11 protein-coding genes and 1 tRNA gene are annotated in these 18,685 nt (G+C 36.4%); 3 read left to right on the forward strand and 9 right to left on the reverse strand.

The window, feature by feature from the left end:
• From AC9UFV_RS09015 to AC9UFV_RS09025, 3 genes are all read left to right on the forward strand, one after another.
• A partial coding sequence (locus AC9UFV_RS09015) for a collagen-like domain-containing protein (protein ID WP_509575009.1) occupies positions 1-1,319 on the forward strand: 1,319 nt, incomplete at its 5' end.
• A gap of 18 nt (positions 1,320-1,337) precedes the next feature.
• On the forward strand, positions 1,338-1,976 hold the full coding sequence (locus tag AC9UFV_RS09020) for a hypothetical protein (RefSeq protein WP_509575011.1): 639 nt from the start codon (positions 1,338-1,340) through the stop codon (positions 1,974-1,976).
• A 73-nt stretch (positions 1,977-2,049) separates the two neighbouring features.
• Complete coding sequence (locus tag AC9UFV_RS09025) at positions 2,050-2,985, forward strand: glycine-rich domain-containing protein (RefSeq protein WP_509575013.1); 936 nt, start codon at positions 2,050-2,052, stop codon at positions 2,983-2,985.
• A 456-nt stretch (positions 2,986-3,441) separates the two neighbouring features.
• Here the strand turns inward: AC9UFV_RS09025 and AC9UFV_RS09030 are convergent.
• The 9 genes from AC9UFV_RS09030 to AC9UFV_RS09070 all read right to left on the reverse strand — a co-directional run bounded on the left by AC9UFV_RS09030 (position 3,442) and on the right by AC9UFV_RS09070 (position 18,333).
• Positions 3,442-3,526 (reverse strand) — tRNA-Ser (locus AC9UFV_RS09030).
• 147 nt (positions 3,527-3,673) lie between these two features.
• The gene (gene ribB, locus AC9UFV_RS09035) at positions 3,674-4,807 is read right to left on the reverse strand and encodes a 3,4-dihydroxy-2-butanone-4-phosphate synthase (protein ID WP_509575015.1); all 1,134 of its coding nucleotides are present in this window, start codon (positions 4,805-4,807) and stop codon (positions 3,674-3,676) included.
• 5 nt (positions 4,808-4,812) lie between these two features.
• The gene (locus tag AC9UFV_RS09040) at positions 4,813-6,243 is read right to left on the reverse strand and encodes an LptF/LptG family permease (protein ID WP_509575017.1); all 1,431 of its coding nucleotides are present in this window, start codon (positions 6,241-6,243) and stop codon (positions 4,813-4,815) included.
• Positions 6,244-6,948, reverse strand: coding sequence for an outer membrane lipoprotein periplasmic chaperone LolA1 (gene lolA1, locus AC9UFV_RS09045; RefSeq protein WP_509575019.1), 705 nt, complete (start codon positions 6,946-6,948; stop codon positions 6,244-6,246).
• Positions 6,935-9,385, reverse strand: coding sequence for a DNA translocase FtsK (locus AC9UFV_RS09050; RefSeq protein WP_509575021.1), 2,451 nt, complete (start codon positions 9,383-9,385; stop codon positions 6,935-6,937). Before AC9UFV_RS09050 ends, lolA1 begins: the two co-directional genes overlap by 14 nt.
• 38 nt (positions 9,386-9,423) lie before the next feature.
• The gene (locus AC9UFV_RS09055; protein ID WP_509575023.1) at positions 9,424-9,798 is read right to left on the reverse strand and encodes a diacylglycerol kinase family protein; all 375 of its coding nucleotides are present in this window, start codon (positions 9,796-9,798) and stop codon (positions 9,424-9,426) included.
• Positions 9,799-9,806: 8 nt separating this feature from the next.
• Complete coding sequence (gene tpx, locus AC9UFV_RS09060; RefSeq protein ID WP_509575025.1) at positions 9,807-10,304, reverse strand: thiol peroxidase; 498 nt, start codon at positions 10,302-10,304, stop codon at positions 9,807-9,809.
• 101 nt (positions 10,305-10,405) lie between these two features.
• On the reverse strand, positions 10,406-11,317 hold the full coding sequence (locus AC9UFV_RS09065; RefSeq protein ID WP_509575027.1) for a PorP/SprF family type IX secretion system membrane protein: 912 nt from the start codon (positions 11,315-11,317) through the stop codon (positions 10,406-10,408).
• An 8-nt stretch (positions 11,318-11,325) separates the two neighbouring features.
• Entirely contained in the window at positions 11,326-18,333 is a 7,008-nt protein-coding gene (locus tag AC9UFV_RS09070) for a LamG-like jellyroll fold domain-containing protein (protein WP_509575029.1), read from the reverse strand.
• Positions 18,334-18,685: the final 352 nt, after the last annotated feature.

The following is an 18,685-nucleotide window of genomic DNA, read 5'->3' on the forward strand; positions in this document are numbered from 1 at the left end:
CACCTAGTGACTTTTATATCAATACCACCACTAACAAAATTTTTGGCCCAAAAACAGCTACAGGATGGCCTACTAATGGAGTTTCATTAGTAGGACCTCAAGGAATTCAAGGTGCTATTGGTGCAACGGGACCACAAGGGCCGGTTGGATTAACGGGAGCAACTGGTGCGAGTGGACCACAAGGACCTATTGGATTGACAGGTGCTACAGGACCTCAAGGAACAATTGGTTTAACAGGAGCTACTGGTGCGAGTGGACCTCAGGGACCTATTGGATTGACTGGAGCTACAGGACCTCAGGGAGCTGTTGGATTAACGGGAGCAACTGGTGCGACTGGTCCACAAGGGCCGGTTGGATTGACAGGACCTACAGGTGCAACGGGACCGGCCGGGCCTCAGGGACCTATTGGATTAACGGGTGCTACAGGACCTCAGGGAGCTGTTGGATTAACTGGTCCACAAGGGCCAGTTGGATTAACGGGTGCTACAGGACCTCAGGGAGCTGTTGGATTAACTGGTCCACAAGGGCCAGTTGGATTAACGGGTGCGACTGGTTCACAAGGGCCGGTTGGATTGACAGGACCTACAGGTGCAACGGGACCACAAGGACCAATTGGTTTAACGGGTGCTGTTGGAGCAACTGGTCCACAAGGAATTCAAGGACTAACTGGTTTTTTACCTAATGGCACTGCTTCTGGAAATACTATTTATTGGAATGGTATAGACTGGATTGTAAACAGCAGTAATCTATACAACAACGGAAGCAACATCGGTATTGGAACGACTACACCTACAGAAAAATTACATGTTACGGGCAATTTCATGCTTTCTGGAAGTATCAAAGCGCAAGACTCAGGGCAAGACATAACGCTTATCCCTGGTACAACTGGTAATGTATATGTAAGCAGCAAACAAATTAAAAACTTAGCCAACCCAACCGCAACCAAAGATGCCGTAACTGCCGAAGTGGTACAAAATAGTAACTTAATATATGGTGCAGCTACAGGTCCTGCTAATGCTTATGAAGTTGCACTAACACCACCCCCAACTGCTTACCAAGCAGGAATGATGCTAACCTTTAAAGCCAATGTGGCTAATACAGGTGCGGCAACTTTAAACATCAACGGGCTTGGAGCTAAAACCATCAAGAAATTAGTAACTACTGATATAGCAGCCAACGATATTGCTTTAGGTGAAATGGTAATAGTAATATATGATGGTACTAACTTTCAGATTTTGAATAAAAATATCAACAATAACTCAAATACTAATTCAACAAATACTTCGATTGATTTAATTTATACAACAAGAGGCTTCTAACTTTGATTTAAATAAAATATGAAAAATAAGATTTACAAAAAACAATTTATTTATTTATTTATTTTATGTTCAACTTACTCTTTTTCGCAATCTAATTTGCAATTTAATAATGTAATTAGCGCATATGGTTTTGAGAACCCATCTCCAATTTATACGGTACCTAGTGGAAAGGTATGGAAAATAGAACGCTATACTCAAGATAGAATAGTTGTAAATGGAATAGGACTTCAGGACACTCATTATACAATGTATGGATATGGCATAACAATTGACACGAGTCCAATCTGGTTAAAACCAGGTGATACATTTTATTTAAATTCTGGAAACTATTATTTTAATGGAATAGAATATAATACTACTAATTCTGGAAATTCAGCAAACAAACTTACATTTAATTCTGTCGTAAGCGAATACGGTACTGGCACTTCTTCTCCTGTATACACAGTGCCAGCGGGTAAAATATGGAAAATAGAGAGACATACAAGAAATAGATTAGTAATTAATGGAATTTCAATACAAGATGTTTTTGAGTCTTTACCTATTTCATATGATAACACAATTAATTGCAATCCTATTTGGCTTAAAGAAGGAGACACTTTTTATATTAATGCTTCTAACTATTCTTTTAGTGCTTTAGAATTTAACAAGTTAAATTAAAATATATCGAAGAAATAAACTCTCCAGATAACATAATTAGAAAATTTAGATACAAAAAAAATAAACTTAGAGAATGAAAAAAATACTCATATTTATACTTATTTTTCCATTTACCATTTTAAATGCACAAGTTGTTCCGACTTTAATTGTAGATAATATTAATACTCAATTTTCAAATGTTTCATTACCTTATTGGTTAAAGGGTGGACAAACTATAAATATAGGCAACAATGCTAAATCAGTTTCTATATTAGAGTTTAATATAAATGGAGCCTCTTTGGAATTTAATCAAGTAATCAATTTAACATCGGCACAAACTGTCCCACTGAATAAAGCATGGAAAGTTGAAGGTATAGGATTGACAGTGCTCAATACCACTTTACCAACTTCATCCTCAGGAATAAGTGGCTTAACAAATTCGGTTTCTCAATTACCTACTGTTTTTCAATCTCCAAAGAAATTTGAAACACCAGGAACATATAATTGGACAGTACCTCCTGGGGTTAATTCAATTTGTGTCGAAGTTTGGGGAGCAGGAGGCAATGGATCAAATGGAACCAATGGTTGGTCAGGCGGTGGCGGCGGCGGCGGCGGGTATGGTTATCAGTGTTTTTCAGTAACATCAGGAACGACATATATTATTAAAGTTGGATCAAACGGAGATAGTAATCAAGGCTCAAGTAGTTTTGACACTATAATTACAGCTACGGGGGGTTCAGACGCAAATAATTTCAATCATTCTGGAGGTGTTGGAGGGACTTCAACTTCAACCATTAATGGTTTGTATACTATATCAGGAGGAAATGGTCCAAGTCCTGTATATACTTCATTGGGAACAGGTGAGCGTGGGGGCGATGGAGGAAATGGTGGAATGGGCGGAAACTATGCAACAGGTTCAGGAGGAGGGTCTGCAGGCTTCGCACCAGGTGGTGGTGGTGGTGGAACAAGTGTATATTGGGGAGGACAAGGCGGTAGAGGAGCTAGAGGACAGGTCTATATTTATTGGTAGAAATTGAATAAATAACTTAAAAATACTCTCAATAATTAGATATTAAATTATAATCATTTCAAATTTAATCCATATAAAGAAAATGGATATAATTTTTTTTGATACTAGACATTTAAGAAAAATGTCAACATCAAGTTAAAAAATCTAGATTAATTAATAATTTAATGATTATCATGAGTTCTCTCAATATTCATTTGCTTTATTCCATTGGCCTGTTCCAGTCGCTTTTAGAAGATTTCTTCATAAAGAATAAAAACGATCAAAGTGCCTTTTGTCGTGTCACTCAAAAAACATAAGAGATTATTCCATGATCCCAGAGGGGGGGGTCCTACAACGAATACCCAAACTAAAATGAATTTTGGTTGGTTTTTTTATTTCTTCCTCACTCCCAAAAGTAAACTTTTGGAATGGGAAGAAATAAAAAAACCCGAAACTCACGTTTCGGGTTTTCTGTTGCGGAGAAAGAGGGATTCGAACCCCCGGACCTGTTACAGTCAACAGTTTTCAAGACTGCCGCATTCGACCGCTCTGCCATTTCTCCAATATGTTGCACCCTTTTGCTGAATGCGGTTGCAAATATAGTAACCTTTTTTTGATTTCTAAAACATTTATTTAGAAAATATCAAGAAAATAACTACCCAAATAAGTAATTATTTCATTTACCATAAGTTAGAATAAAAAATATAAGCTAGTATTTTACGTATTCTGAAATCTCTAACCCATACCCTATCATTCCAACGCGCTTGGTTTGCTCGGAATTAGAGATCAATCGGATGTTGGAAATATCAATATCGTGAAGGATCTGTGCTCCTATTCCGAAATCTTTAGCGTCCATTTTTATCAATGGCGCCTTCATTTCTCCCTGTGTTTGCAATACTTTCAATTCACTAATTCGATTCAACAAATTATAAGACTCCAACTCCTGGTTAATGAACAATACAGCCCCTTTTCCTGCTTTATTGATTACGTTGAATATCGAATCTAAGTTTTTGTCGGCATCGTGGGTTAAAGCCCCTAAAATGTCACTATTGATTTGAGTGGAATTGATGCGCGTCAATATTGGCTCACCCAAATTCCAATTTCCTTTGGATAACGCAATGTGAACTTGCTTATTCGTAGTTTGTAAATACGCTCTCAATCGGAACGTGCCAAATCGAGTATTGATATCAAAATCTTCTTTCTTAACAATCAAGCTATCGTGAAGCATTCTGTAGGCTACCAAATCTTCAATTGAAACTAACTTTAAATCGAATTTTTTGGCCACTTCAACCAATTGTGGTAATCGAGCCATCGAGCCATCTTCATTCATGATTTCCACAATTACCCCCGCCGATTTGAATCCAGCGAGACGCGCAAAGTCAATTGCAGCTTCGGTATGCCCCGTTCTTCTTAATACACCACCTTGCTTTGCAATTAATGGAAATATATGCCCAGGGCGCGCTAAATCGTGTGGTTTTGTATCAGGATTGCATAACGCTAAGATTGTTTTGGCTCTATCGGCAGCAGAAATTCCAGTGGTAACTCCATTACCACGTAAATCTACTGATACTGTGAATGCCGTTTCCATTGGGTCGGTGTTGTTGTTCACCATCACGTGCAATCCCAATTCCTTGCATCTGTTTTCGGTTAACGGCGCACATATTAATCCGCGACCGTGGGTTGCCATGAAATTGATCATCTCAGGCGTTACCTTTTCGGCTGCAGCCAAAAAATCACCTTCGTTCTCGCGATCTTCATCATCTACAACAATAATGACTTTCCCTTGACGAATGTCCTCAATAGCTTCTTCTATTGTATTTAATTTAAATTTAGGAAGGGTCATTGTATTTAATTTTGTGTTGGAAATATTTTTTTCATTAAGTTTTGGAACGGTACCGTGATCACATCTAAATTGAACGAACCAAAATCATTGGTCGCTCTGTATGTCAGTAAAATAGCCAATGGAGTTAATATTAACGAGGCCAACCAAGATCCTAAAAAAGGATCCATACCGTTTTCTCCAGCCAATCGCTTTCCAAAGGTATTGATAAAGTGAAAAGATATAAATATAGCCACCGCAAAAACTATTGGCAAACCAATTCCTCCTTTTCTAATAATTGCTCCTAGAGGCGCGCCAATAAAAAACATTAGCAAGCAGGCAAATGCCACTACAAATTTGTCATAAACAGCCCCTAAATGATCGTTTATTGCTATTTGTTTCATATTCAATTCGTCTTTCGAACTTTCAATCGAAAAGAGTGTATTGTTAACATTGCTTGAAGCAAATTGTAATATTTGTAGCTTTTCACTGGTAGTCAATAAAGCCATTAAATCGGGTTTTACCACGTCCACTTTCATTGGTAAAATCGATTTATTTTCATTCAATATTGGTGATCGGTGGTGCACATTATCGGCAAACGAAATAACATCGCGCTTATAATTTTTTCTCAAAGAATCAATCGTATAATTCAACTCGCTTAAATTCAGCATGTTCGAAGTATTGGTAATACTCTGATTGTCCTGAGCTCCATTTAATATTGACAAATCCATATTGATGACGTCTTTCTTAAAAGTCGCTTTCGCAAATGGAATTTTCCTACGATCTTCCCATTTGTTTGGGATAATATCCTCATAATAATAACCGTCATTTAAAACGAGTTTAAGAAAATTTGAATTCTCACTACTCACTAAATCTCCATATTTGGCTTTGATAACCGTACGAACACCTTCGCCATTAATCGATTTTTTGTGAATGGTCACTCCCGTAAGGTGGTTGCCGTTCTCCCCTGTTTTCTTATCTACTTTTATAGAATACAAACCTATTTGACTGAATTGTCCTTCTGCAATTGCCATAGCGGGCTTGCGTTGGGCAATGTTCTTTCTGAAATTAATGAATTTGTATTCAGCATACGGAATCACATTATTCGCAAAGAAAAAAGAGGTAATACTTAAAATTAAAATGAAAATCGTTAACCCTTTCATGGCTCTTTGTAATGAAATTCCTGCCGATTTCATTGCCGCAAATTCGTAGTTCTCTGACAAACTTCCGAAGGTCATAATGGAGGCCAATAATACAGAAAGCGGAATTACTAATGGGATAATTCGTGGCATTCCGTAAAGTAAGAATTTAACGACCAACATTAAATCCAAGTCACGGCCAGCCAAATCGTAAATGAACAACCAGATCGTTTGAAGTATGAATATAAAAAACAAGATTACAAATACTGTGGTAAATGTAATCGCAAATGTTTTAAGAATATATTTATCAATTATCTTCAACTAGTCTAGTTTATTTATGTAATATTTTGGGTATTTGCTAGCATCAAAGGTAAATTGATTCTTTGATAACGGTTGGTTAATTTTAAAAGAATTAACAGTTAAAGTAGTTTTGGTACCATTTCTTCCCACCTCAATTAGGTTGTAAATATTCTTGGTTTGGGTGTCTATTCCTAAAAGAATTTCCTTTCGTTGGTCTTTAGAATTATTGGGAACCAACTTAATATACTGTATTTTTCTACCTTTTACATTTTGAGGAATGTCCCAAGTATATTTGTAACCAGAGTTAAAGAAAGTCAATAATTTTGATGGCGTAATGGCATTTTCATCCTTCTCATTCATTTTTGAAATCGCCACTTCTTCGTCTTCCGGGTTAATGGTGTAATTGAATTTCCCGTCGAATATTTTGGTTACGCCCATCAAATTTAAAACGTATTTATTGCCTTTCATGGTCACATTTCCTTTGCTCTCCTGATTGATATTTTCTTTTAAATTGTTCAATGAATATTTAAAATCGATTACAATATTGTCGTAGCTTTTTATTTTTGCTGTCACCGCGTCCAGCAATGCTTTTGCCTTTTTATCCTGCGCATAAGTTGAAGTGCTAATTAATAATGCTATAGCAAAAAGTAATAAAACACTTTTCAAATTCGAAATTGTAAATAAGGATAATCTATTGGTAGTCATTTGTAAATTAGTTTTGTTCATTACTGAAAAATTGATCTAGAGCGGCCAAATCGGTAATGTTCACATTTCGGGCTTTACTTCCTTCAAATGGACCTACAATTCCTGCAGCTTCCATTTGATCAATCAATCGTCCCGCACGGTTGTAACCCAATTTTAGTTTGCGTTGCAACAACGATGCCGACCCTTGTTGGGCAGTAACAATAATCTCCGCAGCCTCTCTGAACAATGCATCGCGCTCGGAAATATCCATATCAAGATTAATGCCACTTTCTTCACCCACAAATTCAGGAAGCAAGTACGCATCGGCATAAGCTTTTTGAGAACCGATGAATTCCGTAATTTTCTCCACTTCTGGAGTATCTATAAAAGCACATTGTACACGTACCACATCGTTTCCATTGGTATAAAGCATGTCTCCACGACCTATTAATTGATCGGCTCCTTGCGTATCCAAAATGGTACGAGAGTCAATTTTTGAGGTTACTCTAAAGGCAATTCTAGCCGGGAAATTGGCTTTAATCAAACCCGTAATTACATTCACCGATGGACGTTGCGTAGCAATAATCAAGTGAATTCCAATTGCTCTCGCTAACTGCGCCAAACGAGCAATAGGCGTTTCCACTTCTTTACCAGCGGTCATAATTAAATCGGCAAACTCATCGACTACCAAAACGATGTAAGGTAAAAATCGGTGTCCGTTTTCAGGATTCAACTTACGCGATTTAAATTTCTCGTTGTATTCTTTTATGTTACGAACCATCGCGTCTTTCAATAAAGAATAACGATTGTCCATTTCCACGCAAAGAGAATTCAAAGTATTCACCACTTTGGCATTATCAGTAATAATAGCATCGCCAGAATCTGGTAATTTTGCCAAATAGTGTCTTTCGATTTTATTGAATAGCGTCAATTCCACTTTCTTAGGATCGACCAAAACAAATTTTACTTCGGCTGGATGTTTTTTGTACAATAACGAAGTCAATACTGCATTCAATCCCACCGATTTACCTTGACCGGTAGCACCAGCCATCAATAAGTGAGGCATTTTAGCTAAATCAACCACAAAAGTTTCGTTGGAAATGGTTTTTCCTAAAGCAATTGGCAATTCCATTTCGGCCTCTTGAAAACGCGCCGATCCGATCACGCTTTTCATAGAAACCATCGTAGGATTTTTATTTGGAACCTCGATTCCAATAGTTCCTTTTCCTGGGATAGGAGCAATAATACGAATTCCCAACGCTGATAATGACAATGCAATATCGTCCTCTAAGCTCTTAATTTTTGAAATTCGTATTCCTGCTTCTGGCACAATTTCATACAAGGTAACTGAGGGACCTACCGTAGCTTTAATTTGCGCTATTTCTATTTTATAATTTCGTAATGTCTCAAGGATTTTATTCTTGTTTTCTTCTAATTCCTCTTGGTTGATGGTAATTCCACCTGTAGAATATTCCTTCATTAAATCCAATGTTGGAAATTGGTAGTTGGATAATTCCAATGTAGGGTCAAACAAACCAAAATCGGCCACCAAACGGGAAGCTAAATTTTCTTCCACGATATCTTCTTCGTGCGCTTTTTCAATTACAAAATCGCTGTCGATATCTTCAATTGGTAAAGTAACAGGTTCTAAGTCATCAAAATCATCCTCAATTGGTTCTTCCACTTTTGGCTTCAAAATAGGATCCATGTTAATTTCTGAAGCAGAACTAATTGTTGGTTTCAACGCTTCTTTATTTATTTCAAATTGAGAAGTAGGCTTAATCGTTGGCTCCTCAATTTCTTCTTCATCAGGAACTGCATATTCTTCCAGGTTGTAGTTTGAATCTGAAACAGGTTGATTAACAGGCGTTAACTCCGAATCAATTTCTTTTTTACTTCTTTCAAAGAACCCTTTAATAGCCTCTGGAGAAATTTTTATTTTAAATATCAAATAAATGAAAATTCCCAATAACAAGATTAAAAACGTTCCTGAACTACCCACATAATCTTGCATGAACAGGTTCATTTCATAGCCTACAGTACCTCCTAATTCTGGTAAAGTAGTTGCAAAAAATCCACATAAAATAGAGATTACAATTATTGCATACAAATCCCAAAACCAAACGCTTTTTAGTCTTTTAAATGGAATGTCCATTACTAAAAATGCACCGGTTAGGAAGAAGAATTTTACAAATAAAAACGAGGCAATTCCGAATCCTTTATAGATAAATAAATCTGCTAAGAACGCACCAAATTTACCCAACCAATTGTTCACAGTTTCGGAACGATTCACTAATTCGGCAACGGCACTCTGGTCTTCTTGACCATAAATGAAAAAAGAAATAAAAGCCAATAGCAAAGCCACAGAAAATAAAATCATTATAAAACCCAACAAGATTTTATATTGCTTTCCTAGTTTCCAAGGTAATTTATCTTCAGGATCGGTTCCTTTTTTCGTCGTAAGTGTTTTTTTTGCCATTCTTAATTGAACTAATTTCTATTAAAACAAGGGAACTATTATATAAATTTTGGTAAATAAATCATCAAACCAATTGCAATTGCTGTCATGGCTGCAAAAAATACAGCCCCTGCAGCAATGTCTTTTATAAATCCTATTTTGGTATGGTATTCGGGATGAATAAAATCGGCTACTTTTTCTACCGCAGTATTCAAACCTTCAATACTTAATACCAAACCTATTGCAAGAGTTTGAAACAACCATTCTTCATGAGAAATATTAAAATAAAAACCAGCAATAGTAATCAAAACCGCAAGGGTCGATTGCACCATGATACTGTGTTCAGTAGTAATTAATTTTATAGCTCCTTTTAAAGCAAATACTAAACTTTTTAATCTACCAGTAAAGAAGGTATTGTCTTTTTGAAACTCCATATTAAATATTAAAGTACCGCTAAAGCAGCATCATAATTTGGTTCATCTGCAATTTCTGGCACTTGCTCAGAATAAATAACAACGCCATTTTCATCAACTACAATTACTACTCTTGAATGCAAACCAGCTAAAACGCTGTCTACAATTTCCAATCCATAGTCTTTTCCAAAAGCACCCGTTTTAAAATCAGAAAGATTAATTACATTTTCAAGACCTTCAGCACCGCAAAATCGAGTTTGTGCGAAAGGCAAATCTCTAGAAATGCACAACACTTTCGTATTAGGTAAAGCGCTTGCTTTTTCATTGAATTTTCTAACAGAGGTAGCGCAAGTTCCAGTATCGATACTTGGAAAAATATTAAATACCAATTTGCTTCCAGCAAAATTCGCTAAACTAGCAATTGATAAATCTTTTTGAACCAATTTAAAATCGATTGCTTTCGAACCCACTTTTGGTAATTCACCACTTGTATTTATTGGATTTCCTCCTAATGTAACTACAGCCATAATTGTTATAATTTTTAAACATCAAAAGTAAGCAAATATATTGGGAATAAAAAAACCTTTAAAATTAATTAAAGGTTCTAATTTTCTAACTTTCAACACCACTAAAACGTACCGAATCCATAACGATTGGATAAAAGTTCGTCTATTCGGAAGTTCATATAAAACGTGTGAATTCCACCCGATACGGTACTGAAATTATTGATTGCTGAGTCATAGGCGTAACCAATGGACAAATTGTTTTCAAATCGATAACCGAAAAAACCTCCAAAACTTGAGGTTGGCTGCACATTCATTCCTAGCCTAATATTTTTTTGATAATCTAAATTTAAAGAAATCAAATTGGCTACTGGCGCACCAGCTGTAACTCTGGTTAAAACATTTGGAATTAAATAAATCTCATTCTGTAAATCAAATTTGTACCCTGCAGTCAAAAAGTAATTTGGTTTTGTGTTTGCAATTGAGATTTGAGAGCCCGTAATGTAATTCGTTTTTAACAAATTTGGAACTGAAACACCGATATAACCGCTTGGATTAGATAGGTAAAAACCAGCTCCTACTATTGGCGAATATTGATTCAAATTTCCATCAAAAATTCCTGCCTCTTGAGGGTTTTCAATAGTCAACAAACGGTAATCTAAATTAAAATTATTTAACCCCGCTTTTAATCCTAAATTCAAACTAAGCTCGTCGTTTAAAAATATATTGTAAGCAAAATTACCTACAATTTGATTCTCTTGAACTGGTCCTAATTTATCACTAGTAATATTTACTCCTACTCCTATTTCACGCTGAATCACATTAGAATGCGCCGAGAAAAATATTGTTTTTGGAGCACCCTCAAAACCAACCCATTGTGAACTATAAATTCCTGTAATACTGAGTCCGTCAAAGGCGCCCGCATAAGCAGGATTGTATTGTAGCGGATTGTAACTAAATATAGAAAGTTTAGGATCCGATTGTGAAAAAACCAATACGCTAACTAATAAATTAAATGCAATTATATACTTTTTCATGGGGACCCTTAGTTATTGTTATTAATGTATAAAAATGATTTCAAATCCGTGTATTTTCCTCGATAAGAGTCATAATATTTTAAAAGAAAATAATAAGTTCCTGTTGGTAAATCACTATCCTTTTGGAACACACCACTTACATTGGCTCTTCCTTTGAAGGTATTGGTATCATTATTATAATATTCTGTTTTCCAAACTAATTCTCCAAAACGATTGTAAATTTCAATTTGGTTAATTGGGAAATTCTCAATGTTTTCAATTTTCAAATTATCATTTAAACTATTGTCATTTAAAGTCAATAAATTATTGGCAACCAATTGGCAATTAATAATTGTAATTTGAACCATTTGTCTAATTGGGCTTTCACAACCCGTGGTAGCATTATAAATCGCAGCATATAAACTTTGACTGGACGTTAATACATAGCTACCCAACAATGGAGTTCCACCACTTGCAGAAGAATACCAAACGATATTCAAGCCATTCGTTTTTAAGTCGGCAAGAGTTTTTAAATCTGTACTACAAAACGTTTGATCAGTAAGTGTTGACGGCGTATTTTCAAGTAATACCGTCGCTAATACTGCCAATCTTCCATTGCTTGAACAACCAGTCACGGCATCAAATTGTGAAGCGTAGTAAGTAGTTGAACCTACTGGTAAATTAGTGGTTATTGGCAATGGCGTTGAACTTGTGAGTGAACTAAACCAATTGACGTTAGTTGGATTCACTACTATATTCTGCAACGTAGGATAAATATTCGCACAGAAAGTTTGCGTAATGGTTCCCGTTGGCGGCAGCGGCAATGGATTAACAGTAATCGTCATTGTTGCCGTGGTAGCACATTGACCAGCTGTTGGTGTAAAAGTATACGTTGTTGTTGCTGTATTATTCAACGCTGGCGACCAAGTTCCTGTGAATCCGTTATTTGAAATAGTTGGCAATGGTGCTAGAGGTGCTCCAGCGCATATCGCTGCTATTTGCGTAAATGTAGGTGTGATATTCGGGTTCACGGTAATGGTCATTGTAGTTGTAGTTGCACACTGACGAGATATTGGTGTAAAAGTATACGTTGTTGTTGCCGTATTATTCAATGCTGGCGACCAGGTTCCATTAACACCATTCGTTGAAATAGTTGGCAATGGTGATAAATCTGTTCCCGAGCAAATCGCTGCCACTTGCGTAAATGTAGGAGTTACTATTGGATTCACCGTTATAGTCATCGTTGCTGTTGTAGCACAAATCCCAGCTGTTGGCGTGAAAGTGTACGTTGTGGTTGCCGTATTATTCAACGCTGGCGACCAAGTTCCAGTGATATTATTCGTTGAAGTAGTTAGCAATGCTGCTAACGTTGCTCCATTACAAATAGGGGCTACTTGCGTAAATACCGGAGCGACATTTGGGTTCACCGTAATCGTCATTGTAGCTGTAGTCGCACACAGACCAGCTGTTGGTGTAAAAGTATAAGTGGTAGTTGCCGTATTATCCAACGCTGGCGACCAAGTTCCAGTGATATTATTCGTTGAAGTAGTTGGCAATGCCGCTAAAGTTGCTCCATTACAAATTGGTGCCACAAGCGTAAATGTTGGTGTGATATTCGGATTTACCGTAATGGTCATCGTAGTTGTAGTCGCACACTGACCTGCTGTTGGTGTAAAAGTATACGTTGTGGTTAATGTATTATTCAACGCTGGAGACCAAGTTCCTGTGATATTATTCGTTGAAGTAGTTGGCAATGCTGCTAACGTTGCTCCATTACAAATTGGTGCTACTTGTGTAAATGTTGGTGTGATATTCGGATTTACATTAATCGTCATTGTAGCTGTTGTAGCACATTGACCTGCTGTTGGTGTAAAAGTATAAGTGGTAGTTGCTGTATTGTTGATTGTTGGCGACCAAGTTCCTGTGATATTGTTTGTTGAAGTAGTTGGCAATGCCGCTAACGTTGCTCCATTACAAATTGGTGCTACTTGTGTAAATGTTGGTGTGATATTCGGATTTACCGTGATTGTAACACTTTTTCTACAAGTCACTCCGTTTACTGTTACGTCACACCAGTAAGTGGTTGTTGCAGTTGGACTTGGGTTGATTGTAGGAGTTGTTGCTCCGGTAGACCATAAGTAGGTGGCTTGATTAGAATTGTAAAGTTGAGCTATTTCTGCTGGAGAAAGTGCACGGTTGTATATAGCTATGTCGTCTAGTTTTCCGTTAAATATTTCGAAAGTTGTGCCTAATGTAATTCCGCCAAATCTCATGCTACATAAATATGAAATTGGACTTAAATTAGCAGTTGTTGATTTGTCTAAATTTCCATTTAAATAATATAAATAATTATTCCCATTTTTAACAATTCCAATATTATACCATGAATTTAAATTAATTGGGAATGTATTAAAACTATCATTTGCATAAATATTCCAACTTGTTCCACTAATTGAAGGATCAGAATTTTTAAAATGATAAATATATTGACTATTATTATAGCTAAATCCAACACCTAAACCTTGATGTGGCAATGTATTTAACATAGTTAATCCACCAAAAGTAGTAGCAGTAGTTGAATTTGCATTAAACCAAAGACTTATTGTATAATCTTGCCAGCCATTATTAAAAAATGCATTTGTTACATCAATATAATTACTAATCCCATCAAAACTATAAGCACTATTCGCATTTCCAAAACGGTCTGTTGTTAAGGTTGCTCCATTAACGGTTCCGTTGTTGGCATTTCCTGAAACATCATTCGCGTTTCCACAAAATGGCCAATAACCCACTAAACCGGTTTGTAAATTAGCAGGTAAATTACAGTTTTGTGCTACGTTTCCTGTAGCACTAGCACTTAAAGTAACCGGAGTTCCACTACAAACAGTTGTTGCACTCGCCGTAATTTGTGGGTCGTTCAATGTTACTGTTACTGCCAATCTAGTCGAACTTCCACAAGCGTTTAGAGTTTGCGAAGCATAATAAGTTGTTCCATTTACTAATGCCGTTGTAGTTGCCAAAGCTGTCCCACCATTTGCAGCAGCATACCATTGAATTCCTGTTCCTGTAGCCGTTAAACTAGCAATTGTTGGCGCTGGTGTTGCGCAAAAAGTTTGGGTTAAGGCACCTGTTGGGGCTGGCGTGGTATTAACATTAATTGTTACACTTTTTCTACAAGTCACTCCGTTTACTGTTACGTCACACCAGTAAGTGGTTGTTGCAGTTGGACTTGGGTTGATGGTTGCGGTGGTTTCACCGGTTGACCAGAGATAGGTAGCTGAATTTGTATTAAATAACTGTGTTACCTCAGTTGATGTTAATGTCCGATTGTAAATGGCTATATCATCTAATTTACCTTTAAATGCATCTATCATTTGACCAAACACGCAACCAGATTTACCAATGAATAAATTTGTTGACTGTGAAATTGTACCAGAATTTGATACCGTATTTATTAGGTTACCATTTATATAAAATTTTCCAATATCACCATCAAATGTAAATACAATATGTTGATATATTTGGTAAGTTGGAGACGAAGATGCAAAAAGTTCAGCTGAAGTATTACCCCTATTTCTAGTAAAATAGATACCGCCTGGGGTATTAACATTATTTATTAATGCAAATCCACCATTGCAAAATTCTGAAGAAATATATCTTGGATTAAGACTAAAAGAATTTGGATAGCCTCCTTCATCAAAAGCCCAAAAACTCATTGAAATAGTATTGTTAAAAGTAGGTGCTTGGATTTGAATAAAATCATCCACCCCATCAAAACTATAGGCACTATTCGCATTTCCAAAACGGTCAGTGGTCAAAGTAGCTCCATTAACGGTTCCGTTATTTCCATTTCCTGAAACATCATTAGCGTTTCCACAAAATGGCCAATACCCAACTAAACCTGTTTGTAAATTGGCAGGTAAATTACAGTTTTGAGCCACGGTTGCTGTAGTACTTGCACTTAAATTAACCTGCGTTCCACTACAAACTGTAGTTGCACTCGCCGTAATTTGTGGGTCGTTCAATGTTACTGTTACTGCTAATCTAGTCGTACTTTCGCAAGCGTTTAGAGTTTGCGAAGCATAATAAGTTGTTCCATTTACTAATGTCGTTGTCGTTGCCAAAGGGGTCCCACCCGTTGCAGCAGCATACCACTGAATTCCGGTTCCTGTAGCCGTTAAACTAGCAATTGTTGGCGCTGGTATAGCACAGAAAGTTTGGGTTAAGGCACCTGTTGGGGCTGGCGTGGTATTTACATTAATTGTTACACTTTTTCTACAAGTCACTCCATTTACCGTTACATCACACCAGTAAGTAGTCGTAGCAGTTGGGCTTGGATTTATGGTTGCTGTTGTTTCACCTGTTGACCATAGGTAGGTTGGTGAAGCAGTATAAAGTTGGGTAATTTCAGATGGAGAAAGTGCGCGGTTGTAAATGGCAATGTCGTCAAGTTTACCATTAAAATCAGAATTTCCAGAAGGATCATCTCCTAGCAACCAACCAATAGAAGTTGGGAGATTTGGATTAATATCATTTATTATATTTGATAATAAACCATCAATAAATAATGAATAACTATTTATATTTCTAACAAAAACTATGTGTTTCCATGTTGAAATTGGAATGAAATCAATATTTAATACATGAATATTAACATTTGATTCTCTATAATCAAAATTCAACTTTAATTGATTACTATTTGGATTTATAAAAAAATTGAATCTGTTATTGTCTGGTGAAGAAATTCTTGATTTTAAGAAGGTTCCTTGAGATCCATTATTTGGCAGATTACTATTTATCCAAATCGATATAGATGCATCAGAATTTTGGTTGAATGGAAATAAACTTTGAAAAACAATATTGTTATTCCCATCAAAACTATAAGCACTATTTGCATTTCCAAAACGGTCAGTTGTTAAGGTTGCGCCGTTCACCGTTCCGTTATTACCATTAATTGAAGCATCATTAGCATTTCCATTAAATGGCCAATAACCAACTAAACCTGTTTGTAAATTGGCAGGTAAATTTCCATTTTGGGCTACGGTTGCTGTGGTACTAGCACTTAAAGTCACCGGCGTACCACTACAAACTGTAGTTGCACTCGCGGTAATTTGTGGGTCGTTAAGAGTAACCGTTACTGCTAATCTAGTCGTACTTTCACAAGCGTTTAGAGTTTGCGAAGCATAATAAGTCGTTCCATTAACTAATGCCGTTGTAGTTGCCAAAGGGGTCCCTCCTGTTGCCGCAGCATACCATTGAATACTTGTTCCTGTAGCCGTTAAACTAGCAATTGTTGGTGCTGGAGTTGCGCAAAAAGTTTGGGTTAAGGCGCCTGTTGGGGTTGGCGTGCTGCTGTTTACGGTAATTGCAACCGTTTTTCTACAAGTCACTCCATTAACCGTTACATCACACCAGTAAGTGGTGGTTGCTGTAGGTGTTGGATTGATAGTTGCGGTGGTAGCACCTGTTGACCATAAATAGGTTACAAAAGGCATTCCTGTAGAAAACTGACGAACTAATCTTAAATTACCTGCACCGCCATATCCATTTCGTGCCTCTGATACAAAATTACCATTAGTGTAATTTTGAACCCAAACTCCTCCATTATTTCCACAGCTTCCATACGATGCTGGAGAAGATGACCAATATTGTAAATTTTGAAAATTACCTAAATTATTTAATTTAAGGTTAGTATACATTAAATTTACTTCCTCCTTTGATGGAATAAACCAATTATTATTACCATTTATAGCTATGTTAGAAGATGTAGTTAACCAGGCTCCATTACATCCTGAATTTATCCAATTCAGTGTATTTGCTTTTCCAGTACCAATTAATGTAGAAGTATTTGGAATTGTAGTACAATAACATCCGATACCGTCATTAATACCATTATCTGAAGGGGCTGCCTCGAGGTATCTCCAACCGTTTAAAACACTACCTTGATCATAAAATACATATCCACCAGATGGTCCAATTGACCCCACAGAAAAAATTGATGGCACTCCAGATGAAGCAGTTAAAGTTACTGATGTTCCAGTACAAACAGTTGTTGTGCTAGCCGAAATTTGAGGATCATTTATAATAGCGGTAACTGCTAATCTAGCGGTACTTTCACAAGCACTAACTGTTTGCGAAGCATAATAAGTTGTTCCATTTACTAATGTCGTTGTAGTTGCCAAAGGGGTCCCACCCGTTGCTGTCACATACCATTGAATTCCTGTTCCAGTTGCCGTTAAACTGGCAACTGTAGGCGCTGGTGATGTACAAAAAGTTTGAGTTAATGCGCCAGTAGGGGCTGCTGGAGAGACACAAGAAGTATATAAATTAGAAATTTCTTGTGGGGTAAGTATCCTGCTGAATAACATAAATTCATCTAAAATACCATTAAAGTAATTGCCTGGAGAACAACTTGATTTTTTAAAACCAAATCTATTTATTCCAACTCCACATGTACCCGCATCTCCAAATCCTATATTATTACTAGGATTATTGATAGTAATTCCTATTTGTTCTACTCCATTCAAGAAGATTTTTGAATTAGTTCCATTAATTATTATTACAGCTTCATACCAAATATTTGGTACAATACTTCCATTAGTTGTAACAATTCCATTGTATTGATTTGGATAAGCCCAAAAAATTCCAAAAGCACCATTTGCAGTGGTATAAATTCCCGCTTCTAACCAGGATCCATCTTTGTTCCAAATATAATAATCACCACTTGAATTAATTTTAAAACGAAGACTAAAACTAACCACATTTGCGGTTTGTCCTCCATAAAAATTATTTGGTAAATTTATATAATTGTTTACCCCATTGAAACTGTATGCCTTATTTGTGTTTCCATTAACATCAGCTGTCAATGTTGCACCAATTACAACTCCATTATTTGCGTTGCCAATTTCTTCATTAGCGTTTCCGTTAAATGGATAATAAGCAACAAGTCCATTAGAAGGTACATAGGAGGGCAACTGAGAAAAAAGAGATTGATTACTCAATAGGATCACTGCAACTAATAGTATATATTTTCTCATTTACTTTCTTGATTTTATGTAATTTGCACAAAAATAATAAAAATAAATTATATTTATAGAATAGCTTAGTTAACGTAAACAATTAATGATTAAAAGATAATTAAATCTTGAATTATTCATAATTAACATAATTACAAGAGAAATCACTTTTAATTTAGCAATTCACTTTATAGGATAAATAGTATTTGGGCGTGCCCTCGTTTAGCCATTTCGAGTTAACGAAGCACTATTAGTTCAACTCGGTCGCGCTGTCCGCTACAATCTCTGTTGCGTTTCACTCCACAGAGGATTTCCACTACCATCGCTCACGCAAAAACAAAAAACCCCGTCTCGTTAGAAACAGGGTTTTCAA

Source organism: Flavobacterium sp., assembly GCF_044349645.1.
Lineage (GTDB): Bacteria > Bacteroidota > Bacteroidia > Flavobacteriales > Flavobacteriaceae > Flavobacterium.

Coding starts and splice junctions, on each gene's coding strand:
- AC9UFV_RS09065 (WP_509575027.1), bottom strand. CDS start 11,317: ATGAAAAAGTATATAATTGCATTTAATTTATTAGTTAGCGTATTGGTT.
- AC9UFV_RS09050 (WP_509575021.1), bottom strand. CDS start 9,385: ATGGCAAAAAAAACACTTACGACGAAAAAAGGAACCGATCCTGAAGAT.
- AC9UFV_RS09020 (WP_509575011.1), top strand. CDS start 1,338: ATGAAAAATAAGATTTACAAAAAACAATTTATTTATTTATTTATTTTA.
- lolA1 (WP_509575019.1), bottom strand. CDS start 6,948: ATGAACAAAACTAATTTACAAATGACTACCAATAGATTATCCTTATTT.
- AC9UFV_RS09070 (WP_509575029.1), bottom strand. CDS start 18,333: ATGAGAAAATATATACTATTAGTTGCAGTGATCCTATTGAGTAATCAA.
- tpx (WP_509575025.1), bottom strand. CDS start 10,304: ATGGCTGTAGTTACATTAGGAGGAAATCCAATAAATACAAGTGGTGAA.
- AC9UFV_RS09025 (WP_509575013.1), top strand. CDS start 2,050: ATGAAAAAAATACTCATATTTATACTTATTTTTCCATTTACCATTTTA.
- ribB (WP_509575015.1), bottom strand. CDS start 4,807: ATGACCCTTCCTAAATTTAAATTAAATACAATAGAAGAAGCTATTGAG.
- AC9UFV_RS09055 (WP_509575023.1), bottom strand. CDS start 9,798: ATGGAGTTTCAAAAAGACAATACCTTCTTTACTGGTAGATTAAAAAGT.